Origin of the sequence: Halovibrio sp. HP20-59 (assembly GCF_033052795.2) — a bacterium.
Lineage (GTDB): Bacteria > Pseudomonadota > Gammaproteobacteria > Pseudomonadales > Halomonadaceae > Vreelandella.
Map to the genome: position 1 here is coordinate 302,360 of NZ_JAWJUW020000004.1, position 23,526 is coordinate 325,885.

The following is a 23,526-nucleotide window of genomic DNA, read 5'->3' on the forward strand; positions in this document are numbered from 1 at the left end:
GTGCGTCACCTTGGCTATGATGGTGATCCAACGGTGCGTAGCCTTGACTGGTATGTCTACCAGAACGGGGTGGTCCAGAGTAATCGTTTTTTTCACAGTGATTTAGGGTGCCCTGCGCGCGCGAAACTAATGCCACACAGATAACCCGGTTAACAGAGGATTAAAAAATGGCTTATGCAACGACCAATCCCTATACCGGGGAGACGATTCAAAATTTCCCCAACGCAACCGATGCAGAGGTTGCTCTGGCGTTAGATCGCGGCGATACAGCATTCCACAACTGGAAGAACACCCCCGTCCAGCAGCGGGTTACTATTCTGAAGAAAGCGGCCGACTTGCTGCGCGCTAATAGCGAGGAGTATGCAAAACTACTGACCCTGGAGATGGGCAAGCTGCTGGGCGAGGCGCAGGCGGAGGTCGAGCTGTCAGCTGCGATCTTCGAGTACTACGTCGAGAACGCCGAGCGGCAGTTGGCACCTGATAAGCTGCCGTCCAAGGATCCGGTGGTGACCGAGGCCTGGCTAGTGCACGAGCCGCTGGGCATTATCCTTGCGATAGAGCCGTGGAACTTCCCTTATTATCAGATCGCCCGGATCATCGCTCCTCAGCTTGCCGCCGGTAACGTGGTAGTACTCAAGCATGCATCCAACGTCCCGCAATCGGCTGCGCTTTTCGAGAAGCTGATGCTTGATGCTGGCTTGCCGGTTGGCGGATTCAAGAATCTCTATGCAACGCGCGAGCAGCTGGAAGCCATCATTAACGATCCACGCGTTCACGGTGTTGCTTTGACCGGTTCTGAAGCAGCTGGCGCGGTGGTTGCTGCACAGGCTGGCAAGGCGCTGAAGAAGTCAACGATGGAGTTGGGCGGCGCCGACGCGTTTGTGGTGCTGGATGATGCCGACATCGACAAAGCCGTGAAATGGGCTGTGTTTGGCCGCCACTGGAACGCGGGGCAGGTGTGCTGTTCGTCCAAGCGGATCATCGTCGTCGAGGAGGTCTACGAAGCCTTCCTGGAGAAGTACAAAGCCAGCGTCGCCTTACTCAAGGCAGGGGATCCCATGGATCCGACGACGACATTGGCGCCTTTGTCGTCTCAGAGCGCAGCGGACGATGTCCAAAAGCAAGTGGAAGATGCAATTAAGCATGGTGCTACGATGACCGTAATTGGTGCCGCAATACCCGAGCGCGGTGCATTCGTACAGCCCGTGCTGCTGACGGACTTGACGAAGGATAATCCTGCTTACTACTGGGAGTTCTTTGGTCCGGTATCTCTGGTGTTCAGAGCCAAGGACGAGTCCGAAGCCATCGAGATCGCCAACGATTCTCCCTTTGGGTTAGGCGGGTCAGTGTTCACGCAGAACATTGAGCGAGGTCGCCAGGTGGCGGCTCAGATGTCCACCGGTATGGTTTACATCAATCACCCAACGGCAGTGAAGGCCGACTTGCCTTTCGGCGGTGTTCGTCGCTCCGGCTATGGCCGCGAGTTGATCGGCCTCGGACTGAAGGAATTCGTCAACCACAAGTTGATTGGCGTTACCGACATCGACGGTCAGTTCTGAAAGTCGTACTCGGGAGTGCATAGTTAATGTGATTTTTCTTGCCAGCACGCCCGAAGTGGCGGTCTCGGCTAGCGCCTAGTTTCAATTTCTTCCCTGATGCATCAGCTACTTGCTAGGTGATGCTATCAGCGTGTCTAGCGCTTGGCTCCATTGCGCACCTTGAAAAAACTCGTTTGCGCCCTAATCTCCTATCTTCTCTTCTAATTTTGCTGACAGGACATGTTCATGGCCGAACCGGCATTGTCGATCCGTGGCCTTACCAAAGTATATGGTAACGGCTTTCAGGCGCTAAAAGGTATTGATCTCGACGTCCAGCAGGGCGATTTTTTTGCCTTGCTAGGCCCCAATGGTGCCGGTAAATCCACCACCTTGGGCGTGGTCTGCTCATTGGTACAAAAAACCGCTGGCAAGGTTTCCATTTTTGGCATTGATGTCGATAAAGATTTTGCCAAAGCCAAGTATCAGCTAGGCGTGGTGCCTCAAGAGTTCAACTTTAATCAGTTCGAGAAAGTGCTTGATATTGTAATGGCCCAGGCGGGTTACTACGGTATGACCAGCCGCGAAGCCTTGCCGCGTGCTGAACAGCTTCTGACCGACCTTGGTTTGTGGGATAAACGCAACGGCAGTGCGCGCATGCTCTCTGGGGGCATGAAGCGCCGCTTGATGATTGCCCGGGCGTTGATGCACCGCCCCAAGCTTTTGATCCTAGATGAGCCCACTGCCGGTGTGGATATTGAACTGCGGCGCAGCATGTGGGAATACATGCGGCGGATTAACCAAGACGAAGGCACCACCATTATTCTTACTACCCACTATTTGGAAGAGGCCGAGAGCCTGTGCCGTAACGTGGCGATTATTAACAACGGCGATATCGTGCGTAATACCAGCGTTCGCGAGCTACTGACTGAGCTAGATACCGAAACCTTCTTGATTGATTTGTCCGAGTCAGTCGCCGAAGCGCCCAAGATCGAAGGCTTTGAGCTGCATCAGTTGGAGCCCACCCAGCTTTCGCTGTTGGTGCATCGTGGTCAGCGCTTAAACGATGTTTTCCATGCGTTAAGCGAGCAGGGTGTGCAGGTAGTTTCCATGCGTAACCGGGCCAATCGCCTTGAGGAGATGTTTGTGTCGATGGTCGAGGGCAGTGGTCAAGGGGCCATTGATCAGCGCGTTGAAAATTCGAGTGCGAAAAGCCGGGAGGCCCGCGCATGAATTTCAGCCAAACATTGGTCGCCCTATGGACCCTAGTGCTAAAAGAAATCAAGCGCTTCACGCGAATTTGGCCGCAAACGCTGCTGCCGCCTTCAATCACCATGGCGATGTACTTCATCATTTTTGGTAACCTGATTGGCTCGCGTATTGGCGACATGGACGGCTTCAGCTACATGGACTTTATCGTCCCTGGGCTGATCATGATGTCCGTGATCACCAACAGCTACTCCAACGTATCGTCGAGCTTCTTCTCGAATAAGTTTCAGCGTTCGATCGAAGAGATGATGGTCTCGCCTATGCCCAACTGGGTGATACTGGCTGGCTTTATCTTAGGTGGCATGGCGCGTGGCCTTGGCGTTGGGTTGATTGTGACCGTGGTGTCGCTATTCTTTACCCGCCTAAGCATGGAGCATCCGCTGCTCACCGTGCTGGTTGTTGTGCTTACCTCGGCGCTGTTCTCGATTGGCGGCTTTATTAACGCGCTATTGGCCAATAAATTCGACGATATTTCCATTGTGCCGACGTTTGTTTTGACGCCGCTGACCTATCTGGGTGGCGTGTTTTACTCTATTTCGCTGCTGCCGGACTTCTGGCAAGGCGTTTCCATGCTTAACCCGATTCTGTATATGGTCAACGTCTTCCGGTATGGCTTCTTGGGCGTTTCAGATATCCCCGTGGGCTGGGCGCTCACTGCGATTTTTGCCTTTATTATCGTGCTGTTTAGCATTGCGCTTGCAATGCTAGAACGCGGTAAAGGGATACGTAGCTAATGCTAATTTCTAATTTCTAATTTCTAAGCGCTAAGCCAGTCGTTAATACCAAGCTGAGAGTAATCACCAATGGTCAATCGCCCCGATACCCTGGAACACGCACCGTTAGGGCGGGATGCCGTCTACCCCGAGCAATACGATGCTGAGCTGTTATACCCTATCCCACGCGCAGCCAATCGAGTGCCGCTGGGGATTGAAGAGGGTGCCTTGCCGTTTGTGGGGGAAGATGAATGGCACGCTTTTGAAGTCTCCTGGCTCAATGAGCGTGGCAAGCCTGTCGTGGCCGTGGCGCGCTTTCGCCTGCCCGCAGACTCGCCCCGTTTGATTGAGTCTAAATCCTGGAAGCTCTATCTCAATAGCTTCAACCAAACCCGCTTTTATAGCCGCGAAGAAGTGATGCAAACGCTTGCCAACGACCTCTCCACGGCGGGGGGTGCAGCAGTCAGCGTTGAGTTGTTTAACGTGGATGCGGAAGAGCTAATGCCACGGCGCATGCCGGGAGACTGCCTGGATGATTTAGACATTGCAGTAAGCGATTACACACCCAGTAGCGCCCACCTAACGGTGGGGGAAGAGGTCGTTGAAGAAACGCTCTACTCCCACCTACTGAAATCTAACTGCCCGGTGACCGGTCAGCCGGACTGGGGTAGCGTGATGATTTATTACCAAGGCCCAAAGCTTGATCGCACAGGGCTATTGCGCTACCTGATTGGGTTTCGTCAGCACCAGGATTTTCACGAACATTGTGTCGAGCATATCTTCACCGACCTAATGGCGTATGCAAAACCCACTCAATTGCTGGTGCTCGCGCGCTACGTGCGCCGTGGCGGGTTGGATATCAGCCCTTGGCGGGCAACGCCTGGACTAACGCCGCCGACGCCGCTGCGCCTAGCAAGGCAATAAACGGCGGTGTTATAAATGACATTGTTACACTAGCCTCATACGCTTGGATTTGGAGTCATTAATGGACGCACTCACGCTTCTTCACGAACGCAGCTCAATGGGTAAGCTAATGGAGCCGGCGCCCAGCGCTGGTCAGCTCGGCGCCATGTATCAGGCAGCACTGCGCGCCCCCGACCATAAAGAGCTTCGCCCATGGCGTTTTATCGAGTTCAGTGGGGAAGGGCGTGAGCGCCTGGGCGAGCTATTTGCCGAGGCGGAGTTCCAAGAAGATCCTAGCGTTGGAGACGAAGTGCTCAATGCAGCACGCAAAAAGCCGTTGCGCGCACCGATGATCATCGCCGTGATAGCCAAGGTCACCCCGGAAATCGAAAAAGTGCCGAAAATGGAACAAGTAATTTCCGCGGGCTGTGCCGCCCACGGCTTATTGTTGGCCGCCCACGCGCAGGGCCTAGGTGCTATGTGGCGCAGCGGCAAGTACGCGTTTGACCCCGTGGTACGCAAAGGCCTAAGCCTGGATGATGACGATGAAGTGGTCGCGTTTATCTATCTTGGCACCCCGGGCGGGCGCCACAAGCCGCTACCGCAACACAACGCTGACGACTTTGTAGAGCGGTGGGGCTAGCCGTGAGTGTTTCGCGTCAGCCCGGTGTATCGCATCCACGGTTGCCGTTGCCGGAAGGTCAGCCAGAAGACTTGGCTGTCTTTCAGCAGTGGCTAAGTGACGCTATTCCTATGGTGAAGGCCTTAGGCATTAGCGAGGTGACGCGCCAAGGCGACGCCCTAACGTGGCAGTTAGCCTTGGCGCCAAACCTAAACGATAAAGGCACTGGCTTTGGCGGCGCGCTTGCTGCACAAACCACGCTGCTAGGCTGGTGCTGGGCCACTTTATGGCTGCGCGAGCGGGGTATCGCGCAGGATGTGGTGATTGCCGAGGCAAGCCAGCGGTTTCTCGCCCCAGTCACAACTGACTACCGCTTGATATGTGCACCCGCCGAGCCACAAGGCCCGGCGCAGCTTGCTGATAAGCTTGCTGAACGCGGCAAAGGGCGTATTGCCTTGACCCAGCAACTCTATTGCGGCGAGACGCTCTGTCTGGAAGCCAACGGCAGCTATGCCGTATTGCCAAAATAATAAGTGCTGTCGCAATAAAACAAGTGCCGCCACAATGTTAACGGTGCCGCCAAGTTAACCGCGGTTCAACGCTAATCAAAAGGCTCGTTATCCTGAAAAGGCTTGCTATTTCGAGGCTTAGCCAATAGTATGTGCGCCGTTCTGTCGCGAAAGGTTCAGCCTTTCAACAGCGTCAAAACGCGGAGGGGTGTCCGAGTGGTCGAAGGAGCACGCCTGGAAAGTGTGTAAGCCGCAAGGCTTCGAGGGTTCGAATCCCTCCCCCTCCGCCACAGAATCTAAAAAAGCCCGCTGAGATTGCTCAGCGGGCTTTTTTGTGCGCGCACGGTTTTTTTACGCTTTTTGTATAACTATAGATAGCTATTGTCTAGGTTTTTGGTTTTTAATGGTAGGAACTGTATAGTTTGCTGCCATTGGTCTGTAAAAAAATAGTTTGTGGCCAACTGAATTCAAAAGTAGCACCGGAGCGTAAGAGGTGATGAAGCTTGAAAGTAGCGTGAGAAGGTCATAATCGAACTTTCCAAGTACACGTTTTATGCTGTGGGGACTTCCGCTAAAAGACCCGTAATCAAAACTATCGTCGTCTAAAGACAAAAGGTGTTCCAAGATATGACTCTTACCAATTCCCCAACGGTTCCCCAAGAGCCGACGCTCTCCGAGCTTTTCCCCCGTACGGTGTACCTAGCTGGAAGTGATCCTGAAGCAACGCGCCGGGCCATCGAGGCCAACTTTACCGCCACCTTTGACCGTTACGAATCGCTTTTTACCACGCTTGCGAGTGAGGAAGCATACGTTCGCAAGTCAATTCCCCTGCGGCACCCGCTGATTTTCTATCTGGGGCATACAGCGACGTTTTTCGTCAACAAGCTGGTGCTGGCCAAGCTCTTACCTGCTCGTATAGACCCCAGCATGGAGTCCACGTTTGCGGTGGGTGTCGACGAAATGAGCTGGGACGACCTGAACGAGGATCACTACGAGTGGCCATCGGTCAGCGAAATTATGGACTACCGTGCTAAGGTCCGCGCCGCAGTACTCAACCTGATTCGTGAGCTTCCGCTGACGTTGCCAATTAACTGGGAAAGCCCGTTTTGGCCTATCGTGATGGGCATCGAGCATGAGCGAATTCATCTTGAGACGTCGTCAGTGTTGATTCGTCAGCAGGCGCTCAATCTTGTTACGCCACAAACGGCTTGGCAGCCGATTCGGACGACTGGCGAGCCGCCGGAGAACACGCTAATTACCGTCCCCGGTGGCGAAGTAATGCTGGGGAAATCCTTTGATGATCCTTGGTATGGCTGGGACAACGAGTATGGCGACCACCAAGCGAACGTTGAAGAGTTTAAAGCCAGTCAGTTTCTGGTCAGTAACAGCGAATTTCTTGAATTCGTCGAAGCCGGTGGCTACCTGACAGATGCCTACTGGTCGGAAGAGGGGCTAGGCTGGCGCACCTTCGCCGAGGCGACCCATCCCACCTTTTGGGTATGGAAAAACGAATGGTTCCTGCGCTTGATGACCGAAGAAGTAGAAATGCCTTGGGACTGGCCGGTAGAAGTTAATTTCCATGAAGCCAAAGCCTTCTGTAACTGGAAAAGCGAACAAACCGGCCAAACCGTGCGCATGCCCACGGAAGATGAGTGGCATCGCCTGGCCGATGAGGCCGGTGTGGCTGAGCCTGCGAGCGACAAGCCCGTAGATGCGAATCTTCACCTCGATCACGGCGCTTCTTCGTGCCCTGTGACGCGCTTCCAACACGGGCAATGGTTCGATGTGGTGGGCAATGTTTGGCAGTGGATAGAAACGCCCACCTACCCGTTTCCAGGCTTTGATGTTCACCCGCTTTACGATGATTTCACCACCCCAACCTTCGACAACCAGCATAACCTGATCAAGGGTGGCTCATGGATATCTTGCGGCAATGAAACCCAGCTCAGTGCCCGCTATGCGTTTCGGCGTCATTTTTTCCAACACGCGGGTTTCCGCTATGTGGTCTCGGAAGCGGAGGTCAAGCTGCCCAGCGCTTATTACGAAAGCGACGCGCGGATGGCCGAGTACGCTGAGTTCCATTACGGCGAACAATGGTTTGGCGTTGCCAACTTTCCGCAAACACTGGCCAACAAAGCGCTGGCCAGCATGGCCGGTCGGCCGAAAAACCGTGCGCTCGACCTGGGCTGTGCTAGCGGACGCTCGAGCTTTGAGCTGGCCCGTGAGTTTGAGCATGTCGATGGGGTGGATTTCTCGGCTAACTTTATTCGCCAGGGGGTAGAAATGGCGGAGCAAAAAGCGCTTCGTTATACCCGCACGGAAGAGGGCGAGCTGGTTAGCTACCAGGAACGCACCTTGGCAAGCCTGGGGCTGGAAGAAACAACCGATCGCGTCAGCTTCCACCAGGGCGATGCGTGTAACCTCAAGCCACAATTCAGCGGTTACGACCTGGTGCTGGCAGCCAACCTGATCGATCGGCTGTATAAGCCTTCCCAGTTTCTGCAAAACATCCACGAGCGCATTAACGTTGGCGGCATCCTGATGATCGCTTCACCCTATACCTGGCTGGAGGAATATACGCCTAAGGAAGAATGGATTGGGGGATTCAAGAAAGACGGCGAAAACGTCAGCACCCTGGATGGTCTTAAGGCGCTGCTGGCACCTAACTTCCGGATGATCAATGACCCCGAAAAAGTGCCCTTTGTGATCCGTGAGACCATGCATAAATACCAGCATAGCCTCTCGGAAGTCACGCTGTGGGAGCGTCGCTCCTAATCAGGATTTAAATCCAGGGTTTAAGTCAGGGTTTAAAGATAGGCACTCAATCGCCCGGTTAATCGACTGATGTTCGGTTAACTGGGCAAACAGGTTTCCGGCGGCCTCGCCGTGGATCAAACCGAGTAATACGCCTAAGACGGCACCTCTGTGCACACTATCGCCACCGATTTCTGCGTTGATTTGTAGCGCTCGCAGTGGATCCTGCTGGTGCTTACAGGCAAGGTAGAGCACTGCAGGCCATGAATCGGAAATGTAGCAGGCGGTGGATAGCACTTTTCCCACTACCTCCCGCTCGGGTTTGCTACTGTTCACCAATTTCGTCAGGTCACGCCGTGATAACCCTCGTGCAGCTTGTAGCAACAGTTCCTGCACGCTACTTGCGTCACTCCCGCTATCGCGAAACAGCAAGCCGTCGATCAGCTCAACGTAGGCGTCGCAAACCTCTGCTAGAAAGCTATCAGGATGGGTTAACGCAAGGTGGTCACGGCAAAGCGTCCGGGTATCCGCCAACGAACGCCCGCGCAAGCGTTCGCCAATTACTAAGGGGGCGATGGTCACCAGGCCGCCTACCGAGGGGGTGTCGTGGGTAACGGCGCCACATTGATCGGCAGGCCGCCCCGCTTCAAGGTTGGCGAAAAAACCGCGATGGTACGATTCGGCATAAGTATCTGGATGGGCCGGCGTGTCAGCTGTCATCAACGTAATGTAGGCCTGAAGGAACTTATCCTGGTCATAATGGCCGCCCGACTCACACATCGTTTCCATCAGCGTTAACGCGCAATACGCGTTTAACGTGTTATCCCCTGGGCGCATACCCTGGTGGTAGTGCACGTTAGGGCGATCCCAGAACGACTGTTTCCCTTTTAGAATCACGTCGCCAACAATATCCCGCGACCCTTGATGACCCGCCCCTTTGCGGCCACCGCCGCTGGTGGAGTGTAGTGACATAATCGATGAAGGATGGAACGCAGGCGGGGCTTCGAAGGTTTGGATGCCATCTGGAAACGCCTTATCGATATCGTGAACGTTGTAAAACCAGTGCACAGGCATTGCCAGCGCATCACCAATAAAAAGATTGCTGAGCGCGGCAGTTGTCCTGGATCGCACGTCGTTGGTCATGGTGGTATTCCTTCCGTTGCCCACCGCTAGCTGGCCGTTGGGAACTTCAACGCAAAGCGAAAGAGGACCCGCCGTGTCGCCTAATTGCGGGTACCATCTTCGGCCCAGTTGCCGCTGGGGTAGTCTTTTTGTGCCGCGTAAGGCGTAAAGCCGCTGCTTAAAAAGGCAGCACGCCGTTGAAACCAATACCCAGCACGGCAACGAGAACAACAACGATAACGACGATAGTGGTAGTAGATGGCATTTTCTCTTCCTTTGAGTAGTGGGCGCTGCTAAAGCGTAGTCGCCACGAGCCAGTTTCGCATACTTGCGATAGACGGCGTAGCGCTTTTCCTGTGGTGGCAAAACGCTTGAGAGTCGAGTTGAAAGCACTGGCTGTCGGGGCGATTACTGCATAAGATACGTTAGAATTATGTCATAGATAGTTTTTCCATCAGGAAGCTCTATACGTCTGTTCTGAAGGGGGCGACATGAATAGAGATGAGGCGTTGCGACTATTACATGACCACAAACCAGTATTAGCTTCGCAGTTTGGTGTGCAGGCGCTAGCGTTGTTTGGTTCTATGGCTCGTAACAACGCTGATGAAAATAGCGACATTGATATTCTGGTCAGTTTCGACGGACCGGCAAGCTCAGCACGCTATTTTGGCTTGCAGTTCTATCTAGAAGACTTATTTGGGCGCTCCGTCGACTTGGTGACCGATAAGGCCCTTCGGCATGAATTGAGACCCTATGTGGAAAGTGAGGCGCTTCATGTCTGAGCCTCAACAAAAGCGAGAATGGCGCTTCTACATTGATGACATGATTGGCTTCAGCAAGAAAGTGCTCTCCTACACAGCAGGTATGGATCAAAGTGCTTTTCTTAATCACGACCTGACCTACGATGCTACGCTGCGCAATTTAGAGCTTATCGGTGAGGCGGCTACCAGGGTGCCCGTAGAAGTGCGACATCATTACCCGCTAGTACCTTGGCGCTTGGTTATCGCTACTCGGAATAGATTGATCCATGCCTATCTAGGTATTGATGAAGATACCATTTGGAGCATTATTCAGGAAAATGTACCTGAACTGCTCGAATTGTTGGAAACGATTAGGCGTGAGAATCCAAAAGCGACTCACTCGAAAAACAACCCGTCGCGCTAAACCTCTCGCCCCAATGCCCTGCCAAGCCTGGCAAAATAGTCGCCAAAGGCGCGATTGATGCGCGCTCGCTGTTCGCCCTGCGGGTAAAGCCCCATTTCCGCCTCGGGGGAGGATTTGGTGCCTTTGACCAGGAAGTGATTGGTGGTGGTCGCATCCTGCACAAACGCCTCAAAGGCGCGGGCGCAGAGTTCTTCGGGCTTGCTGTAATAGAGTTGGCCAAGTTTTTTATCCATGTGTACCGAGTGCTGAAACAGCACGCTAGGCTGATCGCCTTCTGGCTGCAGTAGCACGGCTTTAAAGCACTGCATGAGTAATTGATTGAGCGGGTGGGGAATAGGCGACGAATCGGCCAGCCAAGCGGTAGAAGCGAACATGGCGCTGGGGATTTTGCGAAAACACTTAGCGGCAATGTAGTGGTCGAAGGCATGAAACCATTCATGCGCAATGCTGCCGGGGCCAGCGTTTTTAGCCAGTGAAAAGCTACGTTGACTAGGGTCGTAGTGGGCGGAAACGCCAGGCCGACCGCCGCTGCCGTACTGCAACGCCAGCGACCCGCGTAGCGAAATCAGCGCCTCAGGCCCGTGTAGAATCAACATTAAATCGCACAGCGCATCGTGAAAAAGCTCGGCTGCCCGGTCACGCTCGGCGCTGGTGACCCAACGGCCAATCTCAATCGAGCGAAAATCAAACTGGCGACGAATTAACGCAAAATTGCTTGCTTGCCCCTGGCGATGGTCAGGCCCACTACGGTAAAAATCCCGCGCTTCAATACTCACTTATCGTTTCTCCTTGTATTCCACCATCCAGACCCCCACTAAGTAACGGTAAGCTATTTTAGAGCCTCATTTTTCACCGTTAGGAGAGAGTTATGAGCAAGCGCATTTTGGTAGTACTGACGTCGCACGATCAGTTAGGTGATACGGGTAAAAAAACCGGTTTTTGGCTCGAAGAGCTGGCGGCCCCTTATTACGTCTTTAAAGACGCGGGTGCTGAGGTAACGCTAGCATCGCCTAAGGGCGGACAGCCGCCGTTGGATCCCACAAGCGACGCTGAGGATAGCCAAACCGACGAAACGCGGCGCTTCAAGCAAGATGACAGTGCGAATGCTGAGCTGGCGGCGACTCATCGCCTAGGCGATATGAGCGCTGACGACTTCGACGCGGTGTTTTACCCAGGTGGCCACGGCCCGCTTTGGGATCTCGTTGACGACCCTGATTCTATTCGCCTGATCGAAACCTTTATTGCCCAAGGCAAGCCGGTTGCCACGGTTTGTCACGCGCCGATTGTGCTGGTGAATGCTAAGAATAGCGCCGGTGAGCCGCTGGTGAAAGGCCGCGAAGTGACGGGCTTTACCAACGGTGAAGAAGAGGCCGTTGGCTTGACCAATATCGTGCCGCATCTGGTTGAAGATGCACTGCAAAAGTGCGGCGGTATCTATAGTAAAGCGGATGACTTCACCCCCTACGTTCGTGAAGATGGTCAACTGATCACTGGTCAGAACCCACCTTCCTCAGCGCTGACAGCTGAAACATTGATGGCGTGGCTGGCGAAATAACGGCATAGCATTCATCGGTTTTAAGCCAAAACGGTGGGGCTCGCCCCGCCGTTTTGGGGAAACATCTGGGCCACATTTCGCGCTAAGGCTGAATACGCTTCATATTTATTAAACACTGATGACGTTTTAATGAAGGTTTAGTGTTTGTTAATAAAAAAATGGCTGTTCGGTGAAACAGCCACTTTCTTTTATTAACAACCGTAGTGGTTGTTTTAACAAGCGTAATGATAATAGAGCGAGCTTAGTTCATTCAGCGGGATTTCCATCGCTGTCTGACAGTTAAGACAGCGCAGAGTGGTTGTGTCTTTACCCGTTCCCTCTAACCGAAAACGATTAAAAAACGGGGTTTTAGGTGACTCTGCATTGCCACAATGACGACAGATGACATCTAATCCTTTGACTCTATGGCTAATTGTTATACTGCGCACGCTGACCTCCTTTTGCAAAGGTTAATAGTGGTACAGGCGTGGTAACATCCATGTGTAACTACATCGTTGCCGATGATATGAGAAGTATAAGCAACGTTGGCCAACCTTGCCACGCTAAAATGCTTATTGACCGTCGTGCATTAATTCGGTGCAACAGCGGTGCTGTTATTTTATCAATTTATTAATATAAAAAAATTTCCGGTTTATTAACGTAGGTTAGATAAACACGACCCAATAAGGTCCACCCTATTCATACACCACACGGAAGTGGCAACAGGGAAGATAAAGCTAGGGAAGCTTAAAACACTCATGGAAGTACAAACAGGACGTTTGTGAGGAACAACACGGAAGGTTAGATAAAGCCCCGGCCAGGGAATGGCTGGGGCTTCTTTATTTAACAGCTATTTTTAAACGCTTGTTTTATTTTTTAGCTTTTTTCTTGGTCTTCTTGCTTTGATGACTCGCCTTGCTTGGGCTGGTGCCTTCGTTTCCTTCTTCACTCCCGCCTTCACTGTCATCTTCCTCACTTTCCGGCTTGTCGCTGCCCTGATGGGTCAGCGGGCTCGCTTGGTCAAGGCGCGGGTGGTTGTCCAGGAATTCACGCTGCAGGTCCGGCATAGCATCCATGGCTTGCAGGGTATGGGTGAGGGCGTGAATAGCTGCCAACACATCCTGGGTATGGCCCGTTTCGGAAATGGTGTGCATATTGCGGATGGGGAAGCCAATCGAGGTGGCGGCACTGTCGATAGACGCCAACACACCTGCCATGCCGTCAGTGCCCGTATCCACGCCGACAATATCGCGCTGCAGCGGGATATCCTGCTCTTTAGCGGCGGTGGCAATAATCCGGTTGAGCTGTTCGCTGGCAATCGAGCCCACCGCCATGGTGAAGCCTTTGCTCATCTCTAGCGGCTGCATACGCTTATCGCCAATGCCAGGCGCGGCCACGTAGTCATGGTTAACATCGACGCCAATGAGGGCATCAGGTTTCATTTCGCCCGCCATCACGCGGCTGCCGAAACGGCCAATCTCTTCGTAGCTGGCAATCGCAAACAGTACGCGCACGTTTTTCGTGCCGCCTGCTTCGGCAATCAAGCGCGCCACTTCAGCGGCGACAAAGCAACCCAGGCCGTTATCCAGATAAGCGCCGTAGAAGGTATTAGGGCTAAAGCCAGGGCGGATAGGGCGGTCGAAAATAATCGAGTCGCCAGGGCGCACACCCAGGTTCAGCACCTGTTGCTTTTTATTCTCACCGTGAATCTGCAGGTCCAGGTAGATCTGCTCTTTTTTCAGCCCTTTGCTGCCATCGCGCTGGGCAGGGTCAGAGAAGTGAATAGCGCCCAGTGCTTCTACCGTGCCGCCTTCAATGCAGCGGTAGCTGCCGGGGGCGTCCGGGTCTTCGCTAAACAGCTTCACTTCATGGCCGATCAGTACCGTCGGCAGGAACGAATCGGTATTGATCCAGATCTTGCCGTCTTCACCAATCGAACGCACCTGCATACGGATTTTATCCGCATGGCCGATCAGCATGACCTTGAACATATCGTCGCGGCCGGGGTGAGTATCCAGGACAACGCCCGCGTTGCCCTTGAACTGGTGCAAGTGCCAGCTTTTAGGCGCAAAGCTTTCAAAATGCGGCTTGAGTACGCCGTAGGTCATCGCGGCTTCCAGCCCCACCGGGCTGGGAGCCGCCAGAATATCGCGCATTAGCTTGAACTGCGCATCGGGCATTGGTTGCGTCCAGGGTTTTGCACTATCGCTCATCGTTGTCGCTCACTCATTAAGGTGGATGTTGATCACCCCTAGTCTGCCAGATTCCTGCGCCGTGTGTAGAGAAAGCCTCACCGAAACAGCTAAAGAATCACTTACTGAGTCTCCTCGACCTAGGTCGTCATGACCCGCAGCCCAAAGCGCCTTAGTATGATGACAAAATACGCACGCTAATTAATATAACGAAAACTAAGTCGTCTCTTAAGAGCCGTTAAGGAGTAGCCCATGACCACCGCTAGCCTTCGTTCGCAGCGCTTCAAGGTGCTGCTGGCGGGTGTATTCAGTCAGTTGCTGTGTATCGGGGTGGCGCGCTTTGCCTACACGCCGCTATTGCCGGTCATGCAGCAGCAGAGCTGGATAGGCGACGCCGATGGCGGCTGGCTGGCGGCGCTGAACTATGCCGGTTATATGCTGGGCGCACTGCTGGCAGCGACCGTGCGCAGCATCCATGTCAAAGATACCCTGTATCGGCTGTGTCTGGTGCTAGCAGTGCTCACCACGGCCGGTATGGCAATGACCGAGCATTTCTGGCTTTGGGCAGGGCTGCGCTTTTTGGCGGGGTTTTCAAGCAGCGGCGCGATGCTGCTGGCGTCGGGACTGATCATGCATTGGCTGATTCAGCACCGCCAGCGCGTTGAGCTGGGCATTCATTTTGCGGGCTTGGGCCTAGGTATTGTGCTCGCCGCCGTGGCGGTGGAGGCAATGCTGGCGCTGTCGATGAACTGGCAGGCGCAGTGGTGGGGGTTCAGCGTGCTCGCGGTGGGGCTGTTGGTGCCTGCCTGGCGCTGGCTGCCGCGGCCATCGCCTGCCTTGCCCGGTGTCTCTGGAGGCGAAGCCTCCGCCACCGAACCGCCCACCCGGACCTTTATGCGCTGGATGCTCGCGGCCTATTTTTGCGCCGGCTATGGCTACGTGATCAGCGCCACCTTTATCGTCACGATTGTCGAGCGGGAGCCGCTGCTGGCCGGTGCCGGCAACTGGACCTTTGCGCTGGTGGGGCTGGCAGCGGCCCCGGCGGTGATGCTCTGGGATCTTGTCGCGCGTCGGATCGGCTACCTGGGCGCCTTGATACTGGCCATGGGGATTCAGGTCATCGGCATCGTCCTGCCGACGGTAACCACAAGCCTTGCTGCGGTGTTATTCAGCGCGGTGCTCTATGGCGGCACCTTTCTTGGCTGCGTCAGCTTAGTGCTGACCATGGCGGGGCGATTATATCCCGCCAGCCCGGCACGAATGATGGGGAAAATGACCCTGGCCTACGGCAGCGCACAGATTATTGCCCCCGCGCTCACCGGCATGCTCGCAGAAGCGACCGGCCACTATAGCGTCGGGCTCTGGCTGGCCGGTGGTTTTGTGGCGCTGGGGGCGCTGTTGCTCGCCTGGCTGCGGCGCGTCGACCAAACCGCTCAGCGCCTGGATGCCGACGCCAAAGCGGCGGTTTACGCCACCTAATTGACGCATACGCGGCACGATTTTTTAGGCATTCGTGGCAAAATCCTCTAGGATATGCGCTTTTTTCCAACAGGATAGCGAGTCATGGCGTCTTCTGAGCAACCTCGTACCCAGTGGCTAGGCCGCTGGGGCTTTATGCTGGCCGCCACCGGCTCGGCAGTTGGGTTAGGCAATATCTGGAAATTCCCCTATATCACCGGGGAGTTTGGCGGCGGTGCCTTCGTACTGGTCTATCTGGCCTGCATTTTTGCGGTAGGGGTGCCGGTTATGATGACCGAAATCGCCTTTGGGCGGCGAGGCCAGGGCAGCCCGGTGGACGCCATTCGCCGTGTGGTCAACGCGTCTGGCCGTTCATCGGCGTGGTCGCTGATCGGTTGGATGGCCATGCTCTGCGGCTTTATGATTCTATCGTTTTACGTGGTCGTGGCGGGCTGGTCGTTTTCCTATCTGTGGAAAATGCTGGCGGGCGGCCTTTCCGGCAGCAGCGTTGACGAGATGGCTGCCGTGTTCGGGGCCAATAACGCCAGCCCACTGACGCTGGGGTTCTGGAGCACATTAGTCACACTGTTGACCATGCTGATTGTCGGTAAAGGCGTGCAGGAGGGCATTGAAAAAAGCGTAAGCTGGATGATGCCGGGTTTGGTGATCATGCTAGTGGTACTGATAGGCTTTGGCATGTTCTCCGGCGGCTTTGGCGCGGCGGTCAGTTTCCTGTTTTCGTTTGACGCGGGAAGCCTTTCCAGCGAGGGCTTACTGGCAGCGCTTGGGCATGCTTTCTTCACCCTCTCGCTCGCTTCCGGGGCGATTCTAACCTATGGCAGCTATTTACCTAAAAACGCCTCCATTGGCCGCACAACGGTCAGTGTCGCCGTGGCAGATACGGTGGTAGCGCTGATGGCGGGGTTGGCGATCTTCCCGTTGATCTTTGCCAACGACATGGACCCCGGTGAAGGCCCTGGGCTTATTTTCATGAGCTTGCCACTGGCCTTCCAGGCGATGCCGCTAGGCACGCTGTTTGGTATTCTATTTTTCCTAATGCTCTCCATGGCGGCGTTAACCTCGTCGATCTCCATGGTCGAAGCCACAGTCTCCTGGCTGTGCGATAACAAAGGCATTTCGCGCCCGGCTGCCGCCTGGGGCACCGGTATCGTGCTGTGGTTGATCAGCACCCTGGCGATGTTGTCGTTTAACGTGGGTGCGGATTGGACCCTGGCAGGCAAAACCTTTTTCGACTGGCTGGATTACCTCACCTCGCGCTTTATGATGCCGCTAGGAGGTTTGGGCATGGTGGTGCTGGCAGGCTTTGTATTGAAGAGCGATACCTTCCGTGAAGAGTTGGGCCTGGCGCCGCTGCCTTACGCACTCTGGCTGACCATGGTGCGCTACGTGAGCCCGCTTGGCATTGTGGTGATCTTTGTCGATGCCTTGGGTATTTATCAGGTCTCGTTTGCGGCGCACTGGCCGTGGCTGCTGGCGATACTGGTGGTTATGGCGGTGCTGGGCGAGAGTCTAAGCCCGCGGTTGCGCCATGCGCTGAAAACGGACTAATTCGGCTGCGTCGACTCGCCCGATAACAAACGCCGCTGCTGAGCTTTTACCGCTTCATGGCGCAGCGGCGTTTGGCAATTCGCAAATACCTCCTTTAAAAACCGCTTGCGCGAACCCCGATAGAGGCCGCTCATAAGCGTCGCCTGAGTAAGCGCGTTGAGCAAGTTGTGTAGTGGTGCTCCTGTCAATTGCGAGTAGCTCTGTAAGGTGGTTGGCCAATCAACCTCAATCGCCCGTGGTTTTCCAGGCAGGCTATCCAATAGGCGGGCCAGCAGGAGTACCAAGTTAGGGTGGGGGTGCTGGTTGCGCATAATCAGTTCGCCTACCCCTTGCGCCACCAAACGGCGAGTGTGCTCATTAGCGTTTTCCAGCGTTTCCATTAATTGCTTAACCAGCGCGGGCCCGCGCGCCTGTAAATAGGCCTGTTTGATAATGCGTGAGGCAATCCAGGCGTTCCATAATGCGTATAATGGCCCGGTTAATACCGGTAGCAAGCCGCGCAGCGTGAGGCGACCCAGTAGCCGACGCAGCAATAAACGCAGTAGGAAACTGCTTAAGCTAATTTTTAAGCGATAAAGCAGTGCTCTAAGCGTTAGCTTCCAGCCATGCAGGTAGGCGTGAGGGTCGACGCCATAAACGAGGCTACCCGGGCTGGGGTACTCCAACGCGGCCCGGGAAATACCGTGAACGGTCAATTGAATCTCGGGTTCTAGTGGCACCGTTTGACCGTAGCGCAGACCCGCCAGGCGGGTAATGCTGGCCACACCGCGCAGCGCATTCCAGTATAAAAAACCGATTTCCAGCGCCGTTATAACCCCCGCGAAGGCTAAATAGCCCGCCCAGTAGGGGAGCTGTTCCCTAAGGCTCAAGGATGCCCAGTCGCTAGCCGCAAATTCGCGCATCCACCATTCAGCGCCGCCAATCAGCGTGCCGGAAAGCAGGCCGGCGACGGCCGCCCAGGCGATAATCCAGCGCCGTGCGTGCTTCAATGCGTGCGGGTCAGGTGATTCCAGCGCCGGGTGGCGTTGAAAGTAGCCCTGTATATAGCGGTTAGCCCAGCGTTGTGCGAGGCCCGGCGCTGGGGCGTACTCTTTATCAGGACGGGTGAGCGACATAAAACCAGCACTTCCTGCGCAATGAAGGCCTCAGAGTAGCGGTTACGCCCGCGAAGTACACGCATCGATAGCGCCAGGGTGGGTGCCTACCTTCATTAGCTCGTCCCAACGGGTGGTGAAACGATTGGAGCGGTGAGCGCAGCGTAACTGCCAAGCGGCAGGGGCATTCGTCATACCAAAGCTGATCGTGCCTTGCCCCATGCGTTGATTGATTTGGTCCACCGTGGCCATCAAAAGCGGATGGTGATCACGGGCCGGTGAATGCAGTAGCGAAAGCTGATGCTGCTCAGCGTCCACCAAGTCAAGCAGCATCACGCCCGCCTTCATAAACCGATAGCGGGGGCGATGGATTTGCTCAAGCCCCTGGCGTACCGCATCGAGAATAACGCGGGTATCGTCGCTAGGTGAGGGGAGAGCGATCAGCGCTTGGGGAAAATATTGTGGCTGGTCGCGGCGGTGGCGGTTGGTATTCAGAAACACCATTACCGCGCGGGCCAAGCTGTGCTGTTCGCGCAGTTTTTCAGCGCTACGCTGGGCATGGCGGCGCAGCGCATTGTGTACGTCGGCAAAAACGCCGGTCGGCTGACCGAAAGAGCGCGAGGTCATAATACGCTGGCGCGGCTGATCCAGCGCATTCATCTCAAGGCAAGCGGTGCCGCGTAGTTCAAGGGCCGTACGCGCCAGCACTACTGAAAAGCGCTTGCGCAGCTGTTTTTCATCGCTTTCTCGCAAGTCCCAGGCGGTAGTAACGCCGCTTATGGCCAAACGCTCGGCAAGCCGACGACCCACGCCCCACACACTGGCCACCGGGGTGCGTTTGAGCAGCGCCTCAGTGGTATGGCCTTGCCCGTTCAGCAGGCAAACGCCTTGATAGTGAGGGTCTTGCTTGGCCAGGTGATTGGCCAGCTTGGCGAGTGTATGGGTAGGGGCCAGCCCGACGCACACCGGTAAGCCCAAGTGGCGACGAATACGCTGGCACAGCTCCCGCCCAAGTGCCTCACACTGCTGTATTGTTAACCCTTCTAAATAGACAAACATTTCATCGATGGAGTAAGGGGCGATCTCTGGGCAGGCGTCGCGCAGCAGTTGGGCCAGCCGCGCCGACATATCGCCATAAAGCTCATAATTAGAGGAGAGCAGATGGATCTCGCCACGCTGTCGCAGCCCTTCCAGTTTGAAAGCAGGCGTGCCCATTGGAATATCCAGCGCTTTCAACTCAGCTGAGCGTGCGATAACGCAGCCATCGTTGTTCGACATAACGCCGACAGGGCGGCCTTCCAGTCGGGGCTGAAAAACGCGCTCGCAGCTGACATAAAAATTGTTAGCGTCGATTAATCCGATCATCGCAATGCCTGTCAACGTAAGTATTCGTGGATCACAGCACGCACCACACCCCATAGTTGACAGTCGCTGCCCTCAAGAGGCAGCGGCGGATAGTCTGGATGAGCAGAGCAAAGATGGGGGAACCCCTGGAACAGCTCATAACGCTTAATCAGCGCCTCACCTTCCAGCATCGCAACCAAAATATGGCCCAGACGCGGCTCAATACCACGGTCGACGATGAGCAGGTCACCCTCAAAAATACCCCAGCCTTCCATGCTATTGCCGGTAGCGGTGACATAAAATGTCTCGGTGGGGTTTTTAACCAACCGGGTGTTGAGATCCAGCGTGCAAGGCTCGTAATCCTGCGCAGGCGAAGGAAAACCGCTAAAGCCAGCACGGCCCAAAAAGGTTAAGTAAGGCAGCGGCTGGCAGCTTAACGGCAAGGCGGGGGTAAAATGAGAAGACTGGCCCGGCATCGTCGGCATCCTGACTCTTAAAATGTTGTATAAATATACAGTATTTTTAAGGGCGAAGGAAAATGCAAATGAGTGGGAAATATTGAGACTGTCATGCTACGCGATGACAAAGCACCAACCCAGAGATTGCTTCACTGCGTTCGCAATGACCCCCTATGTCGTTGCGAGGAGCGCAGCGACGCGGCAACCTGCACCAGCGGCGGCAAACAACCCCGAGATCGCCGCGCTTCGCTCGCGATGACAAACACAGCCAACCCCCGAGATCGCCGCGCTTTGTTTCGCGATGACAAAATACCAACCCGAGACAGCTTTATGGCCAGCTCAACATGAAACACGCTCATGCACCACCTGACGCGGATGCGATGAAAGTCGCGTCAGGCTGCGTTATGATATCGGCCTCGCTTCTTCCATGATGATCCTTTCTCGTTACGAGGTTCCCGCCGATGTTCAGCCGTGATATGACAATTGCCGGATTCGATGATGTGCTATTTGACGCCATGCAGAAAGAAGTGGCGCGCCAGGAAGCCCACATCGAACTGATTGCTTCAGAAAACTACGCCAGCCCTCGCGTACTCGAAGCCCAGGGCAGCCAGCTAACTAATAAATACGCCGAAGGTTATCCCGGCAAGCGTTACTACGGCGGCTGTGAATTCGTCGATATCGCTGAAAACCTAGCGATTGACTACGCCAAAGAGCTGTTCGGCGCCACCTACGCCAACGTGCAGCCGCACTCCGGCTCACAGGCCAACAGTGCGGTATTTCAGGCGCTGGTCAAGCCCAATGACACCATCCTGGGTATGAGCCTGGATGCTGGCGGTCACTTGACCCACGGTGCCAAGCCGAACTTCTCCGGCAAGCACTACAACGCTATTCAGTACGGACTTAACGAAAAAGGCCTGATTGACTACGACCAAGTAGCTCAACTGGCTCGTGAACACAAGCCTAAAATGATCATTGCCGGTTTCTCGGCCTATTCGCAAATTGTCGACTGGGCCAACTTCCGCGAGATCGCCGATGAAGTGGGTGCTTACTTACTGGTTGACATGGCCCACGTCTCAGGTTTGGTAGCGGCGGGCGTTTACCCCAGCCCCTTGCCCCACGCCCACGTAGTCACCTCCACGACCCATAAAACCCTACGCGGCCCACGTAGTGGTGTGATTCTCTCAGCGGAAAACGACGCGGATATCGAGAAGAAACTGCAGTCGGCGGTATTCCCCGGCGGCCAGGGCGGCCCATTGATGCACGTGATTGCGGCCAAAGCGATCTGTTTCAAAGAAGCCATGGAACCTGGGTTCAAAACCTACCAGCAGCAAGTGATTAAAAACGCCCAAGCCATGGCCAAGGTGTTTATCGACCGCGGTTACGACATCGTTTCCGGCGGCACTGAAGATCATCTCTTCCTGCTCTCGCTAATCAAGCAAGGCGTGACAGGCAAAGATGCCGATGCCGCGTTAGGCCGTGCCCATATCACCGTGAATAAAAACGCTGTACCCAATGACCCGCAAAGCCCGTTCGTCACGTCTGGCCTGCGGATCGGTACCCCAGCGGTGACCACGCGCGGCTTCGGCGAGCAGGAGTGTAGCGACTTGGCGGGATGGATCTGCGACATCCTTGAGGTGCTGGCCAAAGGCGAAGACACCAGTGCTATCGAAGCGCAGGTGCTGGATAAAGCAGCGGAAGTCTGCGCCCGCTTTCCTGTTTATAAATAAGCAACCACCTGATCGCCCAATGAATTGGGCGCCTACAAAACCCGGTGCCTGCACCCAACCAATGTAGGAGCTCGACTTGTCGGGCGATCCGGCTATCTACCAGCATTTACTCTCGGCGCCTTGATCTTTGCTGATCGCCCAATGAATTGAGCTCCTACAAAACCCGGTACCTGCACCCAACCAATGTAGGAGCCCGACTTGTCGGGCGATCAGGCCATCTACCAGCATTTGCCCCGACGGCTTGATCCTTGCTGATCGCCCAATGAATTGGGCTCCTACAAAACCCGGTGCTTGCACCCAGCCAATGTAGGAGCCCGACTTATCGGGCGATCAGGCTATCTACCAGCATTTACTCTCGGCGCCTTGATCTTTGCTGATCGCCCAATGAATTGGGCTCCTACAAAACTCGGTGCTTGCACCCAGCCAATGTAGGAGCCCGACTTATCGGGCGATCAGGCCATCTACCAGCATTTACCCTCGGCGCCTTGATCTTTGCTGATCGCGCAATGAATTGGGCTCCTCGGTGCGCCCCTCCCTCCCTCCACCACGTCCCAAAACGTCTGGATGTTTACAGGTCCTCGAAACTCGCTGTGATAAACTTTAGTTATCCAGCAAGGAGTGCCCATGGCTAGCCATATTCACAACCGCCACGACCACAGCTATAAGCTACTTTTCTCACACCCCGAGATGGTTAAAGACCTGCTCACTGGGTTCGTGAAAGAAGCCTGGGTGGAACAGATCGATTTCTCGACGCTGGAAAAAGTAAGCGGCTCCTACATCACTGACGAGCTACGCGACCGCGAGGACGACATTATTTGGCGCGTACGCTGGGGCGATGGCTGGCTCTACGTCTACCTGCTGCTGGAATTTCAATCCAGTGAAGACAAGCACATGGCTGTGCGGATAATGAGCTACCTGGGGCTGCTTTATCAGGACCTGATTCGGCAAAAAGCCTTTGCCCCCAGTGGTAAACTACCCCCCGTTTTACCCGTGGTACTCTACAATGGAGAAGAACGATGGACGGCGGCACAAAATGTGGCTGATCTGGTCGAATGGGTGCCAGGTGGGTTAGAGCGCTACCGTCCTAATCTTGAGTACCTACTGTTGGACGAAGGCGCCATCGTTAACGACCCTGAATGGTCGGATAGGATGCGCAACGTCGCTGCCGCGCTCTTCCGGTTGGAGCACAACCGCGACGAGCAAGACATGCTGGAAGTGCTGGGTAGCCTGGTAGAATGGCTTAAAGCCTCCGAGCAAACAGCGCTTCGTAGAGCATTTGTGGTATGGATACGCCGAGTACTACTACCTAACCGGGCTCCCGAGATGGAGTTGCCAGAGTTCAACGACTTACACGAGCTACATGAGGTACATCACATGTTGGCAGAACGCATTAAACAATGGCCTGAGCGGTGGGAAGAAAAAGGGCGTTTGGAAGGCCGTCAGGAAGGTCGGCAAGAAGGTCGGCAAGAAGGTCGGCAAGAGGGTCGGCAAGAGGGACAATTAGAAGCCAAACGCTCAACGGCCCGCAATCTACTAGCCTTCGGCGTGCTCAGCAAAGA

The 23,526-nt window shown here is 54.9% G+C and carries 20 protein-coding genes and 1 tRNA gene; 15 read left to right on the forward strand and 6 right to left on the reverse strand.

Annotation, left to right across the window (positions count from 1 at the left end):
• The first annotated feature begins 167 nt into the window (after positions 1-167).
• From RZA33_RS07105 to ovoA, 8 genes are all read left to right on the forward strand, one after another.
• Positions 168-1,559, forward strand: a complete 1,392-nt coding sequence (locus tag RZA33_RS07105; protein WP_317507150.1) for an NAD-dependent succinate-semialdehyde dehydrogenase — start codon at positions 168-170, stop codon at positions 1,557-1,559.
• A gap of 225 nt (positions 1,560-1,784) precedes the next feature.
• Entirely contained in the window at positions 1,785-2,768 is a 984-nt protein-coding gene (locus RZA33_RS07110; RefSeq protein WP_317507151.1) for an ABC transporter ATP-binding protein, read from the forward strand.
• Positions 2,765-3,538 carry an ABC transporter permease gene (locus RZA33_RS07115; protein WP_317507152.1) on the forward strand — a complete coding sequence of 258 codons (774 nt, stop codon included), beginning with the start codon at positions 2,765-2,767 and terminating at the stop codon, positions 3,536-3,538. The genes RZA33_RS07110 and RZA33_RS07115 overlap by 4 nt, the downstream gene beginning before the upstream one ends.
• Before the next feature lie 69 nt (positions 3,539-3,607).
• A complete protein-coding gene (gene queF, locus RZA33_RS07120; RefSeq protein WP_317507153.1) occupies positions 3,608-4,441 on the forward strand; it encodes an NADPH-dependent 7-cyano-7-deazaguanine reductase QueF in 834 nt (277 codons plus the stop codon).
• A 61-nt stretch (positions 4,442-4,502) separates the two neighbouring features.
• Complete coding sequence (locus RZA33_RS07125; protein ID WP_317507154.1) at positions 4,503-5,063, forward strand: nitroreductase family protein; 561 nt, start codon at positions 4,503-4,505, stop codon at positions 5,061-5,063.
• 2 nt (positions 5,064-5,065) lie between these two features.
• Positions 5,066-5,572: a YiiD C-terminal domain-containing protein gene (locus RZA33_RS07130; protein ID WP_317507155.1), complete on the forward strand. Its 507-nt coding sequence runs from the start codon at positions 5,066-5,068 to the stop codon at positions 5,570-5,572.
• Between the two features lie 181 nt (positions 5,573-5,753).
• Positions 5,754-5,841 (forward strand) — tRNA-Ser (locus RZA33_RS07135).
• A gap of 337 nt (positions 5,842-6,178) precedes the next feature.
• Entirely contained in the window at positions 6,179-8,326 is a 2,148-nt protein-coding gene (gene ovoA / locus RZA33_RS07140) for a 5-histidylcysteine sulfoxide synthase (protein WP_317507156.1), read from the forward strand.
• Here the strand turns inward: ovoA and RZA33_RS07145 are convergent, their stop codons facing one another.
• Positions 8,327-9,448 carry an ADP-ribosylglycohydrolase family protein gene (locus tag RZA33_RS07145; protein ID WP_317507157.1) on the reverse strand — a complete coding sequence of 374 codons (1,122 nt, stop codon included), beginning with the start codon at positions 9,446-9,448 and terminating at the stop codon, positions 8,327-8,329.
• A gap of 470 nt (positions 9,449-9,918) precedes the next feature.
• On the opposite strand from RZA33_RS07145, the gene RZA33_RS07150 reads away from it, so the two are divergent.
• Positions 9,919-10,209: a nucleotidyltransferase family protein gene (locus RZA33_RS07150; RefSeq protein WP_317507158.1), complete on the forward strand. Its 291-nt coding sequence runs from the start codon at positions 9,919-9,921 to the stop codon at positions 10,207-10,209.
• Entirely contained in the window at positions 10,202-10,591 is a 390-nt protein-coding gene (locus RZA33_RS07155; RefSeq protein WP_317507159.1) for a DUF86 domain-containing protein, read from the forward strand. Before RZA33_RS07150 ends, RZA33_RS07155 begins: the two co-directional genes overlap by 8 nt.
• Here RZA33_RS07155 and RZA33_RS07160 read toward each other — a convergent pair.
• The gene (locus RZA33_RS07160; RefSeq protein WP_317507160.1) at positions 10,588-11,367 is read right to left on the reverse strand and encodes a CLCA_X family protein; all 780 of its coding nucleotides are present in this window, start codon (positions 11,365-11,367) and stop codon (positions 10,588-10,590) included. The genes RZA33_RS07155 and RZA33_RS07160 overlap by 4 nt on opposite strands.
• 92 nt (positions 11,368-11,459) lie before the next feature.
• On the opposite strand from RZA33_RS07160, the gene RZA33_RS07165 reads away from it, so the two are divergent.
• Positions 11,460-12,146, forward strand: a complete 687-nt coding sequence (locus tag RZA33_RS07165) for a type 1 glutamine amidotransferase domain-containing protein (RefSeq protein WP_317507161.1) — start codon at positions 11,460-11,462, stop codon at positions 12,144-12,146.
• 848 nt (positions 12,147-12,994) lie between these two features.
• Here RZA33_RS07165 and RZA33_RS07170 read toward each other — a convergent pair.
• On the reverse strand, positions 12,995-14,338 hold the full coding sequence (locus RZA33_RS07170; protein WP_317507162.1) for a M20/M25/M40 family metallo-hydrolase: 1,344 nt from the start codon (positions 14,336-14,338) through the stop codon (positions 12,995-12,997).
• Between the two features lie 231 nt (positions 14,339-14,569).
• On the opposite strand from RZA33_RS07170, the gene RZA33_RS07175 reads away from it, so the two are divergent.
• Together RZA33_RS07175 and RZA33_RS07180 are read left to right on the forward strand one after the other, a co-directional pair.
• Positions 14,570-15,796, forward strand: a complete 1,227-nt coding sequence (locus RZA33_RS07175; RefSeq protein WP_317507163.1) for a YbfB/YjiJ family MFS transporter — start codon at positions 14,570-14,572, stop codon at positions 15,794-15,796.
• A gap of 84 nt (positions 15,797-15,880) precedes the next feature.
• Positions 15,881-17,344 (forward strand): sodium-dependent transporter, encoded by a 1,464-nt coding sequence (locus RZA33_RS07180; RefSeq protein ID WP_317507164.1) that lies wholly within the window; start codon positions 15,881-15,883, stop codon positions 17,342-17,344.
• Here RZA33_RS07180 and RZA33_RS07185 read toward each other — a convergent pair.
• From RZA33_RS07185 to RZA33_RS07195, 3 genes are read right to left on the reverse strand one after another with little or no spacing between them, the layout of a single operon-like run.
• The gene (locus RZA33_RS07185; protein WP_317507165.1) at positions 17,341-18,459 is read right to left on the reverse strand and encodes an LBF_2804 family protein; all 1,119 of its coding nucleotides are present in this window, start codon (positions 18,457-18,459) and stop codon (positions 17,341-17,343) included. The genes RZA33_RS07180 and RZA33_RS07185 overlap by 4 nt on opposite strands.
• 42 nt (positions 18,460-18,501) lie before the next feature.
• Positions 18,502-19,803 carry a Y-family DNA polymerase gene (locus tag RZA33_RS07190; RefSeq protein ID WP_317507166.1) on the reverse strand — a complete coding sequence of 434 codons (1,302 nt, stop codon included), beginning with the start codon at positions 19,801-19,803 and terminating at the stop codon, positions 18,502-18,504.
• An 11-nt stretch (positions 19,804-19,814) separates the two neighbouring features.
• Positions 19,815-20,258, reverse strand: a complete 444-nt coding sequence (locus RZA33_RS07195; protein ID WP_317507178.1) for a translesion error-prone DNA polymerase V autoproteolytic subunit — start codon at positions 20,256-20,258, stop codon at positions 19,815-19,817.
• Between the two features lie 443 nt (positions 20,259-20,701).
• Between RZA33_RS07195 and glyA the strand changes: the two genes are divergently transcribed.
• Positions 20,702-21,967 carry a serine hydroxymethyltransferase gene (gene glyA, locus RZA33_RS07200; protein WP_317507167.1) on the forward strand — a complete coding sequence of 422 codons (1,266 nt, stop codon included), beginning with the start codon at positions 20,702-20,704 and terminating at the stop codon, positions 21,965-21,967.
• A 624-nt stretch (positions 21,968-22,591) separates the two neighbouring features.
• Positions 22,592-23,526: Rpn family recombination-promoting nuclease/putative transposase (locus RZA33_RS07205; protein ID WP_317507168.1), on the forward strand; the 935-nt coding region annotated here is incomplete at its 3' end.